The sequence below is a fragment of the Marinobacterium sp. xm-d-530 genome (assembly GCF_013283365.1).
Lineage (GTDB): Bacteria > Pseudomonadota > Gammaproteobacteria > Pseudomonadales > Balneatricaceae > Marinobacterium_E.
In genome coordinates this window covers 307,257-321,956 of the sequence record NZ_WBYM01000001.1, presented here as the reverse complement: position 1 = coordinate 321,956, position 14,700 = coordinate 307,257, and the positions used below count along the sequence as shown (strand labels likewise).

At 48.6% G+C, this 14,700-nt stretch carries 24 protein-coding genes; 21 read left to right on the top strand and 3 right to left on the bottom strand.

Annotated features, from left to right (window positions below):
- Positions 1-23: 23 nt before the first annotated feature.
- Both moaB and glp read left to right on the top strand, forming a co-directional pair.
- Positions 24-569, top strand: a complete 546-nt coding sequence (gene moaB / locus XMD530_RS01750) for a molybdenum cofactor biosynthesis protein B (RefSeq protein WP_173506613.1) — start codon at positions 24-26, stop codon at positions 567-569.
- Positions 569-1,774: a gephyrin-like molybdotransferase Glp gene (gene glp / locus XMD530_RS01745; protein WP_173506612.1), complete on the top strand. Its 1,206-nt coding sequence runs from the start codon at positions 569-571 to the stop codon at positions 1,772-1,774. Before moaB ends, glp begins: the two co-directional genes overlap by 1 nt.
- A 70-nt stretch (positions 1,775-1,844) precedes the next feature.
- Here the strand turns inward: glp and XMD530_RS01740 are convergent, their stop codons facing one another.
- The 3 genes from XMD530_RS01740 to fusA form a co-directional block, all read right to left on the bottom strand.
- Positions 1,845-2,108 (bottom strand): type II toxin-antitoxin system RelE/ParE family toxin, encoded by a 264-nt coding sequence (locus tag XMD530_RS01740; RefSeq protein WP_173480303.1) that lies wholly within the window; start codon positions 2,106-2,108, stop codon positions 1,845-1,847.
- Entirely contained in the window at positions 2,105-2,365 is a 261-nt protein-coding gene (locus XMD530_RS01735) for a type II toxin-antitoxin system Phd/YefM family antitoxin (RefSeq protein ID WP_173480304.1), read from the bottom strand. The genes XMD530_RS01740 and XMD530_RS01735 overlap by 4 nt, the downstream gene beginning before the upstream one ends.
- A gap of 194 nt (positions 2,366-2,559) precedes the next feature.
- Positions 2,560-4,644 (bottom strand): elongation factor G, encoded by a 2,085-nt coding sequence (fusA, locus tag XMD530_RS01730; protein ID WP_173480305.1) that lies wholly within the window; start codon positions 4,642-4,644, stop codon positions 2,560-2,562.
- Positions 4,645-4,938: 294 nt separating this feature from the next.
- Between fusA and tuf the strand changes: the two genes are divergently transcribed.
- The 19 genes from tuf (at position 4,939) to rplR (ending at position 14,693) form a co-directional block, all read left to right on the top strand.
- A complete protein-coding gene (tuf, locus tag XMD530_RS01725; protein WP_173506611.1) occupies positions 4,939-6,162 on the top strand; it encodes an elongation factor Tu in 1,224 nt (407 codons plus the stop codon).
- A 359-nt stretch (positions 6,163-6,521) separates the two neighbouring features.
- Positions 6,522-6,833 carry a 30S ribosomal protein S10 gene (gene rpsJ / locus XMD530_RS01720; RefSeq protein ID WP_173480307.1) on the top strand — a complete coding sequence of 104 codons (312 nt, stop codon included), beginning with the start codon at positions 6,522-6,524 and terminating at the stop codon, positions 6,831-6,833.
- A 116-nt stretch (positions 6,834-6,949) separates the two neighbouring features.
- The gene (rplC, locus tag XMD530_RS01715) at positions 6,950-7,588 is read left to right on the top strand and encodes a 50S ribosomal protein L3 (protein WP_173480308.1); all 639 of its coding nucleotides are present in this window, start codon (positions 6,950-6,952) and stop codon (positions 7,586-7,588) included.
- Positions 7,589-7,599: 11 nt separating this feature from the next.
- Positions 7,600-8,205 (top strand): 50S ribosomal protein L4, encoded by a 606-nt coding sequence (gene rplD, locus XMD530_RS01710; protein ID WP_173480309.1) that lies wholly within the window; start codon positions 7,600-7,602, stop codon positions 8,203-8,205.
- Positions 8,202-8,501, top strand: coding sequence for a 50S ribosomal protein L23 (gene rplW / locus XMD530_RS01705; RefSeq protein WP_173480310.1), 300 nt, complete (start codon positions 8,202-8,204; stop codon positions 8,499-8,501). Before rplD ends, rplW begins: the two co-directional genes overlap by 4 nt.
- A gap of 14 nt (positions 8,502-8,515) precedes the next feature.
- Complete coding sequence (rplB, locus tag XMD530_RS01700) at positions 8,516-9,343, top strand: 50S ribosomal protein L2 (RefSeq protein ID WP_173480311.1); 828 nt, start codon at positions 8,516-8,518, stop codon at positions 9,341-9,343.
- Positions 9,344-9,355: 12 nt separating this feature from the next.
- Positions 9,356-9,631, top strand: a complete 276-nt coding sequence (rpsS, locus tag XMD530_RS01695; protein ID WP_173480312.1) for a 30S ribosomal protein S19 — start codon at positions 9,356-9,358, stop codon at positions 9,629-9,631.
- Between the two features lie 12 nt (positions 9,632-9,643).
- Positions 9,644-9,973, top strand: a complete 330-nt coding sequence (gene rplV, locus XMD530_RS01690) for a 50S ribosomal protein L22 (protein WP_173480313.1) — start codon at positions 9,644-9,646, stop codon at positions 9,971-9,973.
- 25 nt (positions 9,974-9,998) lie between these two features.
- Positions 9,999-10,679, top strand: a complete 681-nt coding sequence (gene rpsC / locus XMD530_RS01685; protein ID WP_173480314.1) for a 30S ribosomal protein S3 — start codon at positions 9,999-10,001, stop codon at positions 10,677-10,679.
- Between the two features lie 11 nt (positions 10,680-10,690).
- Complete coding sequence (rplP, locus tag XMD530_RS01680) at positions 10,691-11,104, top strand: 50S ribosomal protein L16 (RefSeq protein WP_173480315.1); 414 nt, start codon at positions 10,691-10,693, stop codon at positions 11,102-11,104.
- Positions 11,104-11,295, top strand: a complete 192-nt coding sequence (gene rpmC, locus XMD530_RS01675; RefSeq protein WP_173480316.1) for a 50S ribosomal protein L29 — start codon at positions 11,104-11,106, stop codon at positions 11,293-11,295. The genes rplP and rpmC overlap by 1 nt, the downstream gene beginning before the upstream one ends.
- A complete protein-coding gene (gene rpsQ / locus XMD530_RS01670) occupies positions 11,296-11,559 on the top strand; it encodes a 30S ribosomal protein S17 (protein WP_173480317.1) in 264 nt (87 codons plus the stop codon). It begins immediately after the preceding gene.
- 84 nt (positions 11,560-11,643) lie between these two features.
- Complete coding sequence (gene rplN / locus XMD530_RS01665) at positions 11,644-12,012, top strand: 50S ribosomal protein L14 (RefSeq protein ID WP_173480318.1); 369 nt, start codon at positions 11,644-11,646, stop codon at positions 12,010-12,012.
- A gap of 100 nt (positions 12,013-12,112) precedes the next feature.
- The gene (gene rplX / locus XMD530_RS01660; RefSeq protein WP_173480319.1) at positions 12,113-12,427 is read left to right on the top strand and encodes a 50S ribosomal protein L24; all 315 of its coding nucleotides are present in this window, start codon (positions 12,113-12,115) and stop codon (positions 12,425-12,427) included.
- Between the two features lie 14 nt (positions 12,428-12,441).
- On the top strand, positions 12,442-12,981 hold the full coding sequence (gene rplE, locus XMD530_RS01655) for a 50S ribosomal protein L5 (protein ID WP_173488491.1): 540 nt from the start codon (positions 12,442-12,444) through the stop codon (positions 12,979-12,981).
- A 14-nt stretch (positions 12,982-12,995) separates the two neighbouring features.
- Positions 12,996-13,301: a 30S ribosomal protein S14 gene (gene rpsN / locus XMD530_RS01650; protein WP_173480321.1), complete on the top strand. Its 306-nt coding sequence runs from the start codon at positions 12,996-12,998 to the stop codon at positions 13,299-13,301.
- A 94-nt stretch (positions 13,302-13,395) separates the two neighbouring features.
- Positions 13,396-13,788, top strand: coding sequence for a 30S ribosomal protein S8 (rpsH, locus tag XMD530_RS01645; RefSeq protein WP_173480322.1), 393 nt, complete (start codon positions 13,396-13,398; stop codon positions 13,786-13,788).
- Between the two features lie 11 nt (positions 13,789-13,799).
- Entirely contained in the window at positions 13,800-14,333 is a 534-nt protein-coding gene (gene rplF / locus XMD530_RS01640) for a 50S ribosomal protein L6 (RefSeq protein ID WP_173480323.1), read from the top strand.
- A gap of 9 nt (positions 14,334-14,342) precedes the next feature.
- Complete coding sequence (gene rplR, locus XMD530_RS01635) at positions 14,343-14,693, top strand: 50S ribosomal protein L18 (RefSeq protein WP_173480324.1); 351 nt, start codon at positions 14,343-14,345, stop codon at positions 14,691-14,693.
- Positions 14,694-14,700: the final 7 nt, after the last annotated feature.

Sequence of the window (14,700 nt, the reverse complement as noted above, 5' to 3'; positions counted from 1 at the left end):
CTCTGTATGAGCTTGGAGAGACAATGAGCAGTAACGGTAAAGAGTTTGTCAGTCTGAATGTTGCAGTATTGACTGTATCGGACACTCGTAACGAATCGAATGACACCTCGGGTGACTTTCTAGCGAATGCAGCCGTTGAAGCAGGGCATACCCTGATCGATCGCGCACTGTTGCCGGATGATGTCTATCTGTTGCGCGCACAGGTCTCGCACTGGATTGCAGATCCTGAAGTGCAGGTTGTGTTGAGTACCGGTGGTACTGGCTTTGCATTGCGCGATTCAACGCCGGAAGCGCTCAAGGTGCTGTTCGATAAAGAGGTCGAAGGCTTTGGTGAAATGTTCCGTAAGGTCTCTTGGGATGAGATCGGTACCTCGACGATACAGTCACGCGTGTTTGCCGGTCTGGCTAACGGAACCTTGATCGTCTGTATGCCAGGTTCAACTGGTGCTTGCCGTACAGGCTGGAGCATCATTGAGTCACAGCTCGATAACCGCCACCGCCCATGTAACTTTGTGGCGTTGCTTGAGCAGGTAAAAGCGCAGCGTCTTGCCATCGAGGCGGCAGAGTAATGTCGGCGATGAAGCCGCTGATTCCACTGGATGATGCGCGCCAAGCGCTGTTTGATCAGCTCTCTGTTATTGCAGAGGTAGAGACTCTCGCTCTGAATGATGCAGCTGGCCGAATTTTAGCGGAATCGGTGGTCGCTTCGATCAATGTGCCGCCTAACGCGAACTCTGCGATGGATGGCTATGCGCTGGCTGCCAAAGATGCGATCGCGGGTGCCGAGCTGGCTATTTCACAACGCATTCCTGCTGGCGCAGTCACTACGCCATTAGTCAGCGGGACCGCGGCCAGAATCTTTACCGGTGCCGAGCTTCCCGATGGTGCGGATTGTGTGGTGATGCAGGAGAACACCGAGCTCTGTGACAAGGGCGTGCGTATTCTGCAAACGGCCAAAGCGGCCGAGAATGTTCGAGAGGCCGGTTTGGATATTACAGCCGGAGAAGTGATTTTAGAGGCGGGGGCGCGACTCACGGCGCCGGCTCTAGGTATCTGTGCCTCAACCGGTATTACACATGTAAAGGTCTTTAAGCCCCTAACAGTCGCACTGTTGTCGACGGGTGATGAGCTTGTAGAGCCCGGTGTTGCTCTGCAACCTGGGCAGATCTACAACTCTAATCGACCTATGTTGGTTGAGCTGCTTCGCCAAGCGGGCTTTGACGTGGTGGATATGGGTCAGGTGGCTGATAATCATCAAGCGACACGCGATGCATTGATTACAGCTTCAGAACAGGCGGATGCGATTCTGACTATGGGCGGTGTCTCAGTAGGTGAAGAGGACCATGTTAAGAGTGCGATCGATGAGTTGGGTTCCCTTAACTTGTGGCGTATTCGTATTCGTCCGGGTAAGCCTTTTGCCGCGGGTCGGGTAGGGCAGACCCCTATTTTTGGTCTGCCGGGTAACCCAATGTCAGCCTTAGTGACCTTCTCGTTGCTGGCGCGTCCTTGTTTGATGCATCTTCAGGGAGCGGAGTACAAGCAGGCGTTGCGCATTCCGGTTGAAACGTCTGTGGTTCGAGCTGCACAGTCTCGCGATGAGTATATGCGTGTTGAGCTGCATGCCGGTGTCGCACAACGTGTGGTGAATCAGAGTTCAGGCGTTCTATCCTCAGCGTTGAATGCGGATGGTTTGCTGCATTTACCAGCGGATGTTGAGATTAAAGCGGGTGAGCGTTACGACTTTATTCCGTTTTGCTCGCTGTTGACGAGTTAATCGATCGCTTCATCTTCGATAAAGCTCCAACACTCAGCGCCAGTTGGAGCGGTCTTAAAAAGGCCGCGATCTAATCACCATAGTGTGTCTTAGCCCGAATAATAATCACCACACAGCGCCCATCTTCGATTCGATAGACAATTCTGTCCTGAAAGGTGAGTCTTACCGAGTAATAACCGGCTAAGTCGCCTAGCAGTGCTTTTCCTGATAACGGATCCACTGCAATCTTGTTCCTTAGTATATCTTTGAGTTTCTCTTTCAGCTTCGGTGATAGTTTCTTAATGTCTTTTTGGGCTTGTTTGGTTAGTTCTATGTCGTAACGTCTGTCGGTCACAATGACTCACCGAAAACATTATCAAAGCTGTCCGTCTTGCCGCTGTTGGCCTCTTCAACAGCCTCTTTAAACGCCTTGGCAAAACCCTCTTGTGATAGGAGGTGGAGGGTTTCTTGTAGGCTTTCATACTCTTCAGACGACATGATTACGGACTTGCCGTTTTTATGTTGAACCTCAACGATTTCATGCTGTTGATTGGTTCGTTTAATGATGTCGAAGAAAGATTTGCGTGCTTCGGTTGCGTTTAGAGTAATCATAACACCCTCCATTCGTGTACCATATAGTGTACCACTTGGTGATGGTGATGCAATTAGCTTATCGCTTCATCTGCGATAAAGCTCCAACACTCAGCGCTTGTTGGAGTGGTCTTAAAAAGGCCGCGATTAATTGAAAAGTGGGCATTAAAAAACCCCGGCATCTTGCGATGGCGGGGTTTTTTGCGTTGGGCGAATTACTTGTTCGCTTTACGCTCTTTCGCTTCAGCGATAACAGTCTCTGCTACGTTAGCTGGACACTGTGAGTAGTGGCTGAACTCCATAGAGAACTGACCACGACCCGATGTCATAGTACGTAGGTGACCGATGTAGCCGAACATCTCAGATAGAGGTACGTCTGCTTTGATGCGAACGCCAGTTACGCCAGCTTCCTGGTCTTTGATCATGCCGCGACGACGGTTAAGGTCACCGATAACATCACCAACGTGATCTTCAGGAGTGAAGACGTCAACTTTCATCACAGGCTCAAGAAGCTGTGGGCCCGCTTTTGGCATAGATTGACGGAAGCCGCCTTTCGCTGCGATTTCGAATGCGATAGCAGAAGAGTCGACTGCGTGGAAGCCACCGTCGAACAGTTCGATTTCAACGTCCACAACTGGGAAGCCTGCAACCGTACCTTCTTGCATCATAGACGCGAAGCCTTTCTCAACAGCTGGCCAGAATTCCTTAGGAACGTTACCACCAACAACTGAAGAGCTGAATGTGAAACCAGAACCTGGCTCACCTGGCTTCATGCGGTAGTCGATCTTACCGAACTGACCTGAACCACCCGACTGTTTCTTGTGCGTGTAGCTATCTTCAACTGGGATAGTGATCGACTCACGGTAAGCAACCTGTGGTTTACCTACGTTTAGCTCAACGCCGTATGTACGCTTAAGGATGTCGACTTTAACGTCTAGGTGAAGCTCACCCATGCCTTTAAGGATGGTTTCGCCTGAATCTTCGTCAGTTTCAACGCGGAATGATGGATCTTCTGCAACCATCTTACCGATTGCGATACCCATTTTCTCAGAGCCGCCTTTATCTTTAGGTGCAACAGCGATCGAGATTACTGGCTCTGGGAAGACCATGGCTTCAAGAGTACATGGGTGCTTCTGATCACATAGAGTGTGACCAGTCTGTACGTTCTTCATACCAACGATCGCGATGATGTCACCCGCCGTTGCAGAAGATAGTTCGTTACGCTCGTCTGCGTGCATCTCAACCATACGGCCGATACGCTCAGTCTTACCTGTTGCAGAGTTAAGGATTGTGTCACCTTTGTTCAGTACGCCAGAGTAGATACGTACGAAGGTTAGAGCACCGAAGCGGTCATCCATGATCTTGAATGCTAGCGCACGTAGAGGCTCGTCTGGTGATACGATCGCTTTCTCGCCAGTTGCGTTACCTTCTTCGTCTGTTAGATCCTGTGGATCAACTTCAGTTGGGCTTGGTAGGTAGTCAACCACTGCGTCTAGTACTAGCTGAACACCCTTGTTCTTGAATGCAGAACCACAGAATGTTGGGAAGAAGTCTAGAGCGATAGTACCTTTACGGATACAGCGCTTGATGTCTTCGATAGATGGCATTTCGCCTTCCATGTAAGCCATCATTAGATCGTCGTCTTGTTCAACCGCTGTTTCGATTAGTTGCTCGTGGTACATCTCCACGTCGTCAACCATGTCAGCAGGAACGTCTTGGATTTCGTAGTTTTCTGGCTGGCCAGAATCATCCCATACGTAAGCTTTCTTAGTCAGAACGTCTACAACACCCACGAACTGATCTTCAGTACCGATAGGAAGAGTACATACAAGTGGGTTTGCACCTAGTACGTTTTTGATCTGGTCTACAACGCGGTAGAAGTCAGCACCCATACGGTCAAGTTTGTTGACGAAGATAACACGTGCAACTTCTGACTCGTTCGCGTAGCGCCAGTTAGTTTCAGACTGAGGTTCTACACCGCCTGAACCACAGAATACACCAACACCACCATCAAGTACTTTAAGAGAACGGTAAACTTCTACAGTGAAGTCAACGTGCCCAGGAGTATCGATGATGTTGAAACGGTGGTCCTTCCAGAAACAGGTCGTTGCTGCAGACTGGATAGTAATACCACGCTCCTGCTCCTGTTCCATGAAGTCGGTAGTAGCAGCACCTTCGTGTACTTCACCAGTTTTGTGGATCTTACCTGTTAGTTTCAGGATACGCTCAGTAGTTGTGGTTTTACCCGCATCAACGTGGGCGAAGATGCCTATATTTCGGTATTTGTTTAGATCAGTCATGTTCTCACTCGAATTCATGGACGTTTTAAAAAGTCGCGAGATTATACGCTTGTATAAGCCTCGATGGAATAGCTGATCGAAATGTAACCAAAAAGATGTGACATATATATGTATAAGTAAAAACGAACAGGCTTATTATTTGCCTTAAACCGGTTGGAGAGATCTTTTTTAAAGAAAATTGATCACATTGCTTGACTATATAGGCAATGACGTTAAAATTTCGCGCCCAGTAGGATTGCTAACTCGAATTGGCAGTCTTCTTATTTTTTTAAACCTAACACAGGAATTAAGCTCGTGGCTAAGCAAGCATTTGAACGTTCCAAGCCCCACGTTAACGTTGGTACTATCGGCCACGTTGACCACGGTAAAACAACTCTAACTGCAGCACTTACTCGTGTATGTGCAGAAGTTTTCGGTGGTGAAGCTGTCGCATTCGACGGTATCGATAAAGCTCCTGAAGAGCGTGAGCGTGGTATCACGATCAACACTTCTCACGTTGAGTACGATTCAAACATCCGTCACTACGCGCACGTTGACTGCCCAGGGCACGCCGACTACGTTAAGAACATGATCACTGGTGCTGCACAGATGGACGGCGCTATCCTAGTTTGTGGTGCGACTGATGGTCCAATGCCACAGACTCGTGAGCACATCCTTCTATCTCGCCAGGTTGGCGTACCATACATCGTAGTATTCCTTAACAAAGCTGACCTTCTTGCTGAAGACTGTGGCGGCGTTGGTACTGAAGAATACGAAGAGATGCTAGAGCTAGTTCAGATGGAAATCGTTGAACTTCTAGACACTTACGACTTCCCAGGCGAAGATACTCCAATCATCGCTGGTTCTGCTCTAATGGCTCTTAACGGTCAGGACGACAACGAACTAGGTACTACTGCTGTTAAGAAACTAGTTGAAGCGCTAGACTCTTACATCCCAGAACCACAGCGTCTAGTAGACATGCCATTCCTAATGCCAATCGAGGACGTATTCTCGATCTCTGGTCGTGGTACTGTAGTAACTGGTCGTATCGAGCGTGGTGTCATTAAAGTTGGTGAAGAGATCGATATCGTTGGTATCCGTGAGTCTTCTAAGACTACTTGTACTGGTGTTGAGATGTTCCGTAAGCTTCTTGACGAAGGTCGTGCAGGCGAGAACTGTGGTATCCTTCTTCGTGGTACTAAGCGTGACGAAGTTGAACGTGGTCAGGTTCTATGTGCTCCTGGTACTACAACTCCTCACACTCAGTTCGAAGGTGAAGTATACGTACTAAACAAAGATGAAGGTGGTCGTCATACTCCATTCTTCAAAGGCTACCGTCCACAGTTCTACTTCCGTACAACTGACATCACTGGTGCTGTAGAGCTTCCAGAAGGTGTTGAAATGGTAATGCCTGGTGATAACGTTAAGATGAACGTTACACTAATCAACCCAATCGCTATGGACGAAGGTCTACGTTTCGCAGTTCGCGAAGGTGGCCGTACTGTAGGTGCAGGTGTTGTATCTAAGATCATCGATTAATTGTCGATAATCTTCTAAAAGAAACCCGCTCTCGAGCGGGTTTTTTTGTGTCCACGGTTTGGGGTTGGGTGGTTGCTGGTAAAGCGGGTGACAGGCTGAAGCCAGTCACCGTAACTGAGAAAGGTGCGCGCTGGTAAGGCGGGTGACAGGCAGAAGGCCGGTCACCGATACTGCGTAGGTGGTTAGGTGCTCCGGTGACTGGCTTTCAGCCTGTCATCCGCTGTCTAATTACGCACCAATCATTTGGTAAATCTTTAGTTGACCTGTGGCCCAAAACTCAAGTAGAATTTGCGTCCCTTCATTTGAGGGGAGGTCGGCTATTGCCGTTTATTTAATATTTTAGGAAATGCGTGATCAAAATGCAGAACCAAAAAATCAGAATCCGCTTGAAGGCTTTTGACCATCGTCTGATCGATACTTCGGCTCAGGAGATCGTTGAAACTGCAAAGCGTACTGGTGCTCAGGTCCGTGGTCCGATCCCACTTCCTACTCGCAAAGAGCGTTACACCGTATTGGTCTCTCCGCACGTCAACAAAGACGCGCGTGATCAGTACGAAATTCGTACGCACAAGCGTGTTCTAGATATCGTTGAGCCAACTGAAAAAACAGTTGATGCTCTAATGAAGCTAGACCTCGCAGCGGGTGTAGAAGTGCAGATCAGCCTAGGCTAATAGCACGCGCAGATTTATTAATTTTTTATTAATGAAGCGCTATTTGTGGAATACCCCTGAAAAGGGTAGCCGTAGTGGGTAACAGCCCCGTACACAACTGGCAAGAGGTATATAAAATGTCATTAGGACTTATCGGACGTAAAGCGGGCATGACCCGTGTCTTCACTGAAGACGGCGTGTCCGTGCCAGTCACCGTCATCGAGGTGGAACCGAACCGAGTGACTTGCGTTAAAACTGTCGAAACTGACGGTTACGCTGCTGTACAAGTGACTACTGGTACTAAGAAGGCTAACCGCCTTTCTAAACCAGAAGCTGGTCATTTTGCTAAGGCAGGCGTTGAAGCAGGTGCAGGTTTGTGGGAGTTTCGCGCGAAGGGTGATGAGGAAATCAACGTAGGTGATGCACTTACTGTTGAGCGCTTCCAAGCAGGCGAAAAAGTAGATGTAACTGGTCAATCTAAGGGTAAGGGCTTCCAGGGTGGCGTTAAGCGTCACAACTTCCGTACTCAGGATATGACTCACGGTAACTCACTTTCTCACCGTGCTCCGGGTTCAATTGGTCAGTGCCAAACTCCGGGTCGCGTTTTTAAAGGTAAAAAGATGGCTGGGCACATGGGTGCAGAGCGTTCTACCGTACAGAGCCTTGAGGTTGTACGCGTAGATGCTGAGCGCGGCCTGCTGCTAATCAAGGGTGCCGTACCTGGTGCTCCTGGTGGTGACGTCATCGTTAAACCAGCTGTTAAAGCGCGCGGCTAAGGGAGATTGTCATGAATTTGAATCTAACTGGTGCCAAGGGTTCGGTTGAAGTAGCCGATACTGCGTTTGGCAAAGAGTTTAATGAAGCTCTAGTACACCAGGTTGTCACTGCTTACATGGCAGGTGCGCGTCAGGGTACTAAAGCTCAGAAAAACCGTTCAGCTGTAGCTGGTGGTGGTGCTAAGCCATTCCGTCAAAAAGGTACAGGTCGTGCTCGTCAGGGTACTACTCGTTCTCCTATCTGGCGTACTGGTGGCGTAACATTCGCTGCTACTCCACGTGACCACTCTCAGAAAGTTAACAAGAAGATGTACCGCGCTGCGATGCGTTCTATCTTGTCTGAGTTGGTTCGCCAAGAGCGTCTAGTTGTTGTTGAAGACTTCGCTGTCGAAGCTCCAAAAACTAAGCAGTTCTTAGCAAAAATGAAAGAGTTTGACCTAAGCAACGCTTTGGTTATCACTGAAGAGGTTGATCTAAACCTATTCCTTGCTGCTCGTAACGTACCACACGTTGACGTACGTGATGCAGCAGGTATCGATCCAGTGAGCCTAATCGGTTTCGATAAAGTGGTTGTGACTGTCCCAGCTCTTAAGAAGATCGAGGAGGTGTTTGCATGAACCCGGAACGCATCTACAAAGTGCTACTCGGACCACACATCTCTGAGAAAGCAACGATCGTAGCGGAAGATACTCAACAAGTAGTATTCCGTGTCGCTAACGATGCAACTAAGCCTGAAATCAAGGCTGCTGTTGAACAGCTGTTCAACGTGACTGTTGCAAACGTGAACGTGCTTAATGCGAAAGGTAAAACGAAGCGTACTATGCGTGGCATGGGTAAGCGCAACGATGTTCGCAAAGCATACGTTCGTCTAGCTGACGGTTCAGAAATCGATTTTCTGGCTGCTGGCGAATAAGGAGGGGTTAAGAAATGGCAACTGTTAAAGCTAAGCCAACCTCTGCAGGACGTCGTCACGTCGTTTCTGTTAAAGGCCAAAACCTTCACAAAGGTAAGCCTTTTGCAGCGTTGGTTGAAAAGAAATCTAAGTCTGGTGGTCGTAACCACAATGGTCGCATCACTACGCGTCACATTGGTGGTGGTCACAAGCAGGCTTACCGTGTAATCGACTTCCGTCGCAACAAAGATGGCATTCCTGCTGTCGTTGAGCGTCTGGAATATGATCCAAACCGTTCTGCGAACATCGCTCTCTTGAAGTACGCAGATGGTGAGCGTCGCTACATCATCGCTCCTAAGGGCGTTGAAGCAGGTGCTGCTCTGATGTCTGGCGAACAGGCTGACTTTAAACCAGGTAACTGTATGCCTTTACGCAACGTACCTGTAGGTTCGACTGTTCACTGTGTTGAATTGAAGCCTGGTAAGGGTGCACAGATGGCTCGCTCTGCGGGTACATCAGCTCAGCTAGTTGCTCGTGAAGGTCAGTACGCGACTCTACGTCTACGTTCTGGCGAAATGCGCAAAGTGTTGTCTGAGTGTCGTGCGACTCTTGGTGAAGTAGGTAATGGTGAACATAGCCTACGTCGCTTGGGTAAAGCTGGTGCTACGCGCTGGCGTGGTGTTCGTCCTACCGTCCGCGGTGTGGCGATGAACCCAGTCGATCACCCACACGGTGGTGGTGAAGGTCGTACATCAGGTGGTCGTCACCCAGTGACTCCATGGGGTGTTCCGACTAAGGGCCACAAGACCCGTAAGAACAAGCGTACTGATAAGCTTATCGTACGTCGTCGTCAGGCTAAGTAAGAGGAATCAGCTGTGCCACGTTCACTTAAGAAAGGTCCATTTATCGACCTTCACTTGTTGAAAAAGGTAGAAGCTGCAATCGAGAACAGCGATCGTAAGCCAATTAAAACTTGGTCTCGCCGTTCTACAATCTTTCCGAACTTTGTCGGTTTGACGATTGCGGTACATAACGGCCGTCAGCATGTCCCAGTATTCATTACTGAAGATATGGTCGGTCATAAGCTGGGTGAGTTTGCAGTGACTCGTGCCTTTAAAGGCCACGTTGCAGACAAGAAGGCTAAGAAGTAATAGGAGTTGATGATGGAAGCTATTGCAAAGCATAACGGCGCCCGCATCTCCGCTCAGAAAGCTCGTCTGGTTGCTGACCAGATCCGCGGCAAATCTGTTGGCGAAGCTCTGAATATTTTGGCGTTCAGCACCAAGAAAGGTGCACACCTGGTTAAGAAAGTGCTTGAGTCTGCTATTGCTAACGCAGAGCACAATGAAGGTGCTGACATTGACGAACTTCGCGTTGCGACTATCTTCGTTGATGAAGGCATGACCATGAAACGTATCCGTCCGCGTGCTAAGGGACGAGCTGATCGTATTTTGAAACGCTCGTGTCATATCACTGTTAAGGTCGCAGACTAAGAGCTGAGTACTAGGAGATTTAATCATGGGTCAAAAAGTTAACCCAACCGGTATTCGACTTGGTGTCGTAAAAGACCATACTTCTGTGTGGTATGCGGACAAAGCCGATTACGCGAAGAAGCTGTTGAATGACCTTGAAGTACGTAAGTACCTTGAGAAGCAGCTAGAAAAAGCATCTGTAAGCCGTATCGAAATCGAGCGTCCTGCACAGAATGCGAAAATCACCATCCACACGGCGCGTCCAGGCATCGTGATTGGTAAAAAAGGTGAAGACGTAGAAGTTCTACGTTCAACTGTTTCTAAGATGATGGGTGTGCCAGTTCACATCAACATCGAAGAGATTCGCAAGCCAGATATGGATGCGAAGCTAGTTGCGCAGAACATTGCAGGTCAGCTAGAGCGTCGTGTTATGTTCCGTCGTGCTATGAAGCGCGCCGTACAGAACACCATGCGTGCTGGTGCAAAAGGTATCAAGATCTCTCTTGCAGGCCGTCTAGGTGGTGCTGAGATCGCACGTACTGAGTGGTACCGTGAAGGTCGTGTACCTCTACACACTCTACGTGCAGATATCGACTACGCTACATACGAAGCCCACACTACTTATGGTGTGATCGGCATCAAAACTTGGATCTTCAAAGGTGAAGTTCTTGGTGGTATCGAACAGGTACGCGCTGAGAAAAATGCACCTGCGAAGAAAGCGAAGTGAGGTAGCGGAACATGTTGCAACCTAAGCGTTTAAAATTCCGTAAGGTAATGAAAGGCCGCAACCGCGGTTTGGCTCAACGCGGCAGCAGCGTTAGCTTTGGTGAATTCGCACTGAAATCGACCGAACGTGGTCGCATCACAGCGCGTCAGATCGAAGCGGCTCGTCGTACCATGACTCGTCACGTGAAACGTGGTGGTAAAATCTGGATCCGTGTCTTCCCAGACAAGCCGATCACAGGTAAGCCACTAGAAGTACGTATGGGTAAAGGTAAGGGTAACGTTGAGTACTGGGTCGCTCAGATCCAACCAGGTAAAGTGCTGTTTGAAATGGCAGGCGTACCTGAACAACTCGCGAAAGAAGCCTTTGAACTAGCGGCAGCTAAGCTTCCGCTTTCAACAACTGTAGTTAAACGGACGGTGATGTAATGAAAGCTACTGAACTACGTGATCAATCCGTAGAAGAGCTTCAGCAAACATTGCTGACTCTCCTAAAGGATCAGTTTAACTTGCGTATGCAAAAGGCTACTGGCCAGTTGGCACAGACTCACATGTTGGGTCAGGTTCGTCGCGACATCGCTCGCGTTAAGACAGTACTTAACCAAAAAGCAGGTGACTAAATGAGCGCTGAAAAACGTACTCGTACCGTTACTGGTAAAGTTATCAGTGACAAGATGGATAAGACCATCACTGTGTTGGTTGAGCGCAAGGAAAAGCACCCGATCTACGGTAAATTCATGAAGCGTTCAACTAAGTTGCACGCACACGATGAGAAGAATGAATGCCAAGCGGGTGACCTAGTGACAATCGCGGAAAGTCGCCCTCTGTCTAAGACTAAGTCTTGGTCATTGGTACGCATTGAAGAACGTGGAGCAAAGGTGTAAACTATTGCACCTTTGCTTCACTAGCCGCCTTATTCGACGGTCGATTGAGGGTCGAATGAGGCACTAGAGATTGTGGAGTAAACCATGATTCAAACTGAAACGATGCTTGATGTCGCTGATAACAGCGGCGCTAAGCGAGTGCAGTGTATTAAAGTACTAGGCGGTTCACACCGTCGTTACGCTAACGTTGGCGATGTTATCAAGGTATCGGTTAAAGAAGCGATTCCTCGTGGCAAAGTTAAAAAAGGCCAAGTACTTAAAGCTGTCGTAGTACGTACCCGTAAAGGTGTTCGTCGTCCCGATGGTTCATTGATCCGTTTTGATGTTAACTCAGCGGTTCTTTTGAACGCGAACGACGCTCCAATCGGAACTCGTATCTTCGGCCCAGTAACGCGTGAGCTTCGCTCTGAGAAGTTCATGAAGATCATTTCCCTGGCGCCTGAAGTGCTATAAAACCTCGAAAAATTCGAAGTTTTTAAGGAAAACGTCAAGCTCTAACGAGTTTGGCGTTTTTCAGCATGAGGAAGGTAGTAGGAAACGAAGGTAAATTAAAATGCGCAAGATTAAACGTGACGACGAAGTCATCGTTATCGCAGGTAAAGACAAAGGTAAGCGTGGCAAAGTTTCTCGCGTACTTGAAAACGATCGTTTGATCGTGTCTGGCATCAACATGGTGAAAAAACACCAGAAGCCAAACCCTATGCTTCAGCAACCAGGTGGCATCATTGAGAAGGAAGCGGCTATCGCGACTTCTAACGTTGCTATCTTTAACGCTGCGACTGGTAAAGGCGATCGTGTAGGCTTCAAGACTCTTGAAGACGGCACTAAAGTTCGCTTCTACAAATCAACTGGCGAAATCGTTGAGTAAGAGGAGTAGAACAGATGTCTAGATTGAAAGCGCTTTACGAGACTCAGATCAAACAGAGTCTTAAAGAAGAATTGAATTCGCCAAACGTAATGGCTGTTCCACGTGTTACTAAAATCACACTTAACATGGGTGTTGGTGAAGCACTGGCAGACAAGAAGCTTCTAGAGAATGCAGTAAATGATATGACTGCAATCGCTGGTCAGAAGCCTGTTGTTACGTTGGCTCGTAAATCTGTAGCGGGCTTTAAAGTTCGTGAAGGTTGGCCAATCGGTTGTAAGGTTACTCTACGCGGCGAGCGTATGTGGGAATTCCTAGACCGTCTAGTTGACGTTGCGGTTCCACGTATCCGTGACTTCCGTGGTCTTAACCCTAAGTCATTTGACGGCCGTGGTAACTACAGCATGGGTGTTAAAGAGCAGATCATCTTCCCAGAGATCGACTACGACAAAGTAGACGCGATCCGTGGTCTTGATATCACTATCACGACGACTGCGAAGACAAACGACGAAGGTCGTGCTCTTTTGACTGCACTGCAGTTCCCGTTCAAGAAATAAGGAAGGGATAAGATATGGCTAAGGTATCTATGTGGGAGCGTGAAGTTAAGCGCGAAAAACTAGCGGCTAAGTTCGCTGAGAAACGCGCTTCTCTGAAAGCTATCATCGCTTCACCAGCTTCTTCTGAAGATGAAGTGTGGGAAGCACAAGTTGCGTTGCAGAAACTGCCACGTGACGCTAGCCCAGTACGTAAACAGCGTCGCTGTCAGGTAACAGGTCGTCCACATGCGGTTTACCGCAAGTTCGGTCTTTGCCGTAACCAGCTACGCGAAGCTGCAATGCGCGGCGACGTACCAGGCCTTAAGAAAGCTAGCTGGTAATCCACCAGTTAGTTAACGGTAAGCGTAGTGGTCCGGGCCACGTCAGTGATGACGGGGCTACCGCACTACGCTGCACAAGAGAGGAAGTAAAAGCATGAGCATGCAAGACACGCTCGCGGATATGTTCACACGCATCCGCAACGGTCACATGGCTGAGAAAGTTGCTGTTGCTATGCCATCTTCAAAGCAGAAAGTTGCTATTGCAGCGGTTCTACAAGAAGAAGGTTACATCAACGGTTACTCAGTTGAAGGTGACGTTAAGCCTGTGCTGTCTATCGAACTGAAATACTTCGAAGGCAAGCCAGTTATCGAAGAGATCAAGCGAGTATCTAAGCCATCTCTACGTATCTACAAATCTGCATCTGATCTTCCAAAAGTATCAGATGGCCTAGGTTGCGCAATCGTTTCTACTAGCAAAGGTGTAATGACCGATCGCGCTGCGCGCGCTGCTGGTATCGGCGGTGAAGTGATCTGCACAGTATTCTAAGGGGATTTACGATGTCACGTATCGCTAAAGCGCCTGTTGCTGTGCCTGCTGGTGTAGAGATCTCAATCTCTGGCCAGACGATCAGCGCTAAAGGCAAAAATGGTCAGCTATCACACGAAGTACACCCATCAGTTACTGTTGAACAGGCTGAAGGTGCATTGAACTTCGGTACTCGTGACGGTGCTAAACAATCTGTTGCACTGGCTGGCACAACTCGTTCTATCGTTAACAACATGGTTACTGGTGTTAGCGAAGGCTTCAAAAAAGAGCTAACACTGATCGGTGTTGGTTACCGTGCTGCGGTTTCTGGAAGCACTCTAAACCTGACTCTGGGTTTCTCACACCCAGTAGAGTACGCACTGCCTGAAGGTATCAAGGCAGAAGTACCTAACCAAACGACTGTTGTCATCTCTGGTGCCGACAAACAAGTTGTAGGCCAGGTTGCTGCTGAAGTTCGTGGTTTCCGCCCACCTGAGCCATACAAAGGTAAAGGTGTTCGTTACAGCGACGAATTTGTTCGCCGTAAAGAAGCTAAGAAGAAGTAAGGCAGGGTTATGAACGTTAAAAAAGAATCTCGTTTACGTCGTGCTCGTCGTTCACGCGCTAAAATGCGTGAGATCGGTACTGCACGTCTGTGTGTTAACCGCACACCGCGCCATATCTACGCGCAAATCGTAACTGCAGATGGCGCTACAGTTCTTGCTGCAGCTTCTACAGTTGAAAAAGATATGCGTGAAAGCGCAACTGGTAACATCGAAGCGGCTAAAAAGGTCGGTACTCTGATCGCTAGCCGTGCAAAAGAAGCAGGTGTTAGCCAGGTAGCGTTTGACCGCTCTGGTTTTAAATACCACGGTCGTGTAGCTGCTCTAGCAGACGCTGCACGTGAAGGCGGTTTGGAATTCTAAAGGTTTC

Coding starts and splice junctions, on each gene's coding strand:
- moaB (WP_173506613.1), top strand. CDS start 24: ATGAGCAGTAACGGTAAAGAGTTTGTCAGTCTGAATGTTGCAGTATTG.
- glp (WP_173506612.1), top strand. CDS start 569: ATGTCGGCGATGAAGCCGCTGATTCCACTGGATGATGCGCGCCAAGCG.
- XMD530_RS01735 (WP_173480304.1), bottom strand. CDS start 2,365: ATGATTACTCTAAACGCAACCGAAGCACGCAAATCTTTCTTCGACATC.
- fusA (WP_173480305.1), bottom strand. CDS start 4,644: ATGACTGATCTAAACAAATACCGAAATATAGGCATCTTCGCCCACGTT.
- rpsJ (WP_173480307.1), top strand. CDS start 6,522: ATGCAGAACCAAAAAATCAGAATCCGCTTGAAGGCTTTTGACCATCGT.
- rplC (WP_173480308.1), top strand. CDS start 6,950: ATGTCATTAGGACTTATCGGACGTAAAGCGGGCATGACCCGTGTCTTC.
- rplD (WP_173480309.1), top strand. CDS start 7,600: ATGAATTTGAATCTAACTGGTGCCAAGGGTTCGGTTGAAGTAGCCGAT.
- rplW (WP_173480310.1), top strand. CDS start 8,202: ATGAACCCGGAACGCATCTACAAAGTGCTACTCGGACCACACATCTCT.
- rplB (WP_173480311.1), top strand. CDS start 8,516: ATGGCAACTGTTAAAGCTAAGCCAACCTCTGCAGGACGTCGTCACGTC.
- rplV (WP_173480313.1), top strand. CDS start 9,644: ATGGAAGCTATTGCAAAGCATAACGGCGCCCGCATCTCCGCTCAGAAA.
- rpsC (WP_173480314.1), top strand. CDS start 9,999: ATGGGTCAAAAAGTTAACCCAACCGGTATTCGACTTGGTGTCGTAAAA.
- rplP (WP_173480315.1), top strand. CDS start 10,691: ATGTTGCAACCTAAGCGTTTAAAATTCCGTAAGGTAATGAAAGGCCGC.
- rpmC (WP_173480316.1), top strand. CDS start 11,104: ATGAAAGCTACTGAACTACGTGATCAATCCGTAGAAGAGCTTCAGCAA.
- rpsQ (WP_173480317.1), top strand. CDS start 11,296: ATGAGCGCTGAAAAACGTACTCGTACCGTTACTGGTAAAGTTATCAGT.
- rplN (WP_173480318.1), top strand. CDS start 11,644: ATGATTCAAACTGAAACGATGCTTGATGTCGCTGATAACAGCGGCGCT.
- rplX (WP_173480319.1), top strand. CDS start 12,113: ATGCGCAAGATTAAACGTGACGACGAAGTCATCGTTATCGCAGGTAAA.
- rplE (WP_173488491.1), top strand. CDS start 12,442: ATGTCTAGATTGAAAGCGCTTTACGAGACTCAGATCAAACAGAGTCTT.
- rpsN (WP_173480321.1), top strand. CDS start 12,996: ATGGCTAAGGTATCTATGTGGGAGCGTGAAGTTAAGCGCGAAAAACTA.
- rpsH (WP_173480322.1), top strand. CDS start 13,396: ATGAGCATGCAAGACACGCTCGCGGATATGTTCACACGCATCCGCAAC.
- rplF (WP_173480323.1), top strand. CDS start 13,800: ATGTCACGTATCGCTAAAGCGCCTGTTGCTGTGCCTGCTGGTGTAGAG.
- rplR (WP_173480324.1), top strand. CDS start 14,343: ATGAACGTTAAAAAAGAATCTCGTTTACGTCGTGCTCGTCGTTCACGC.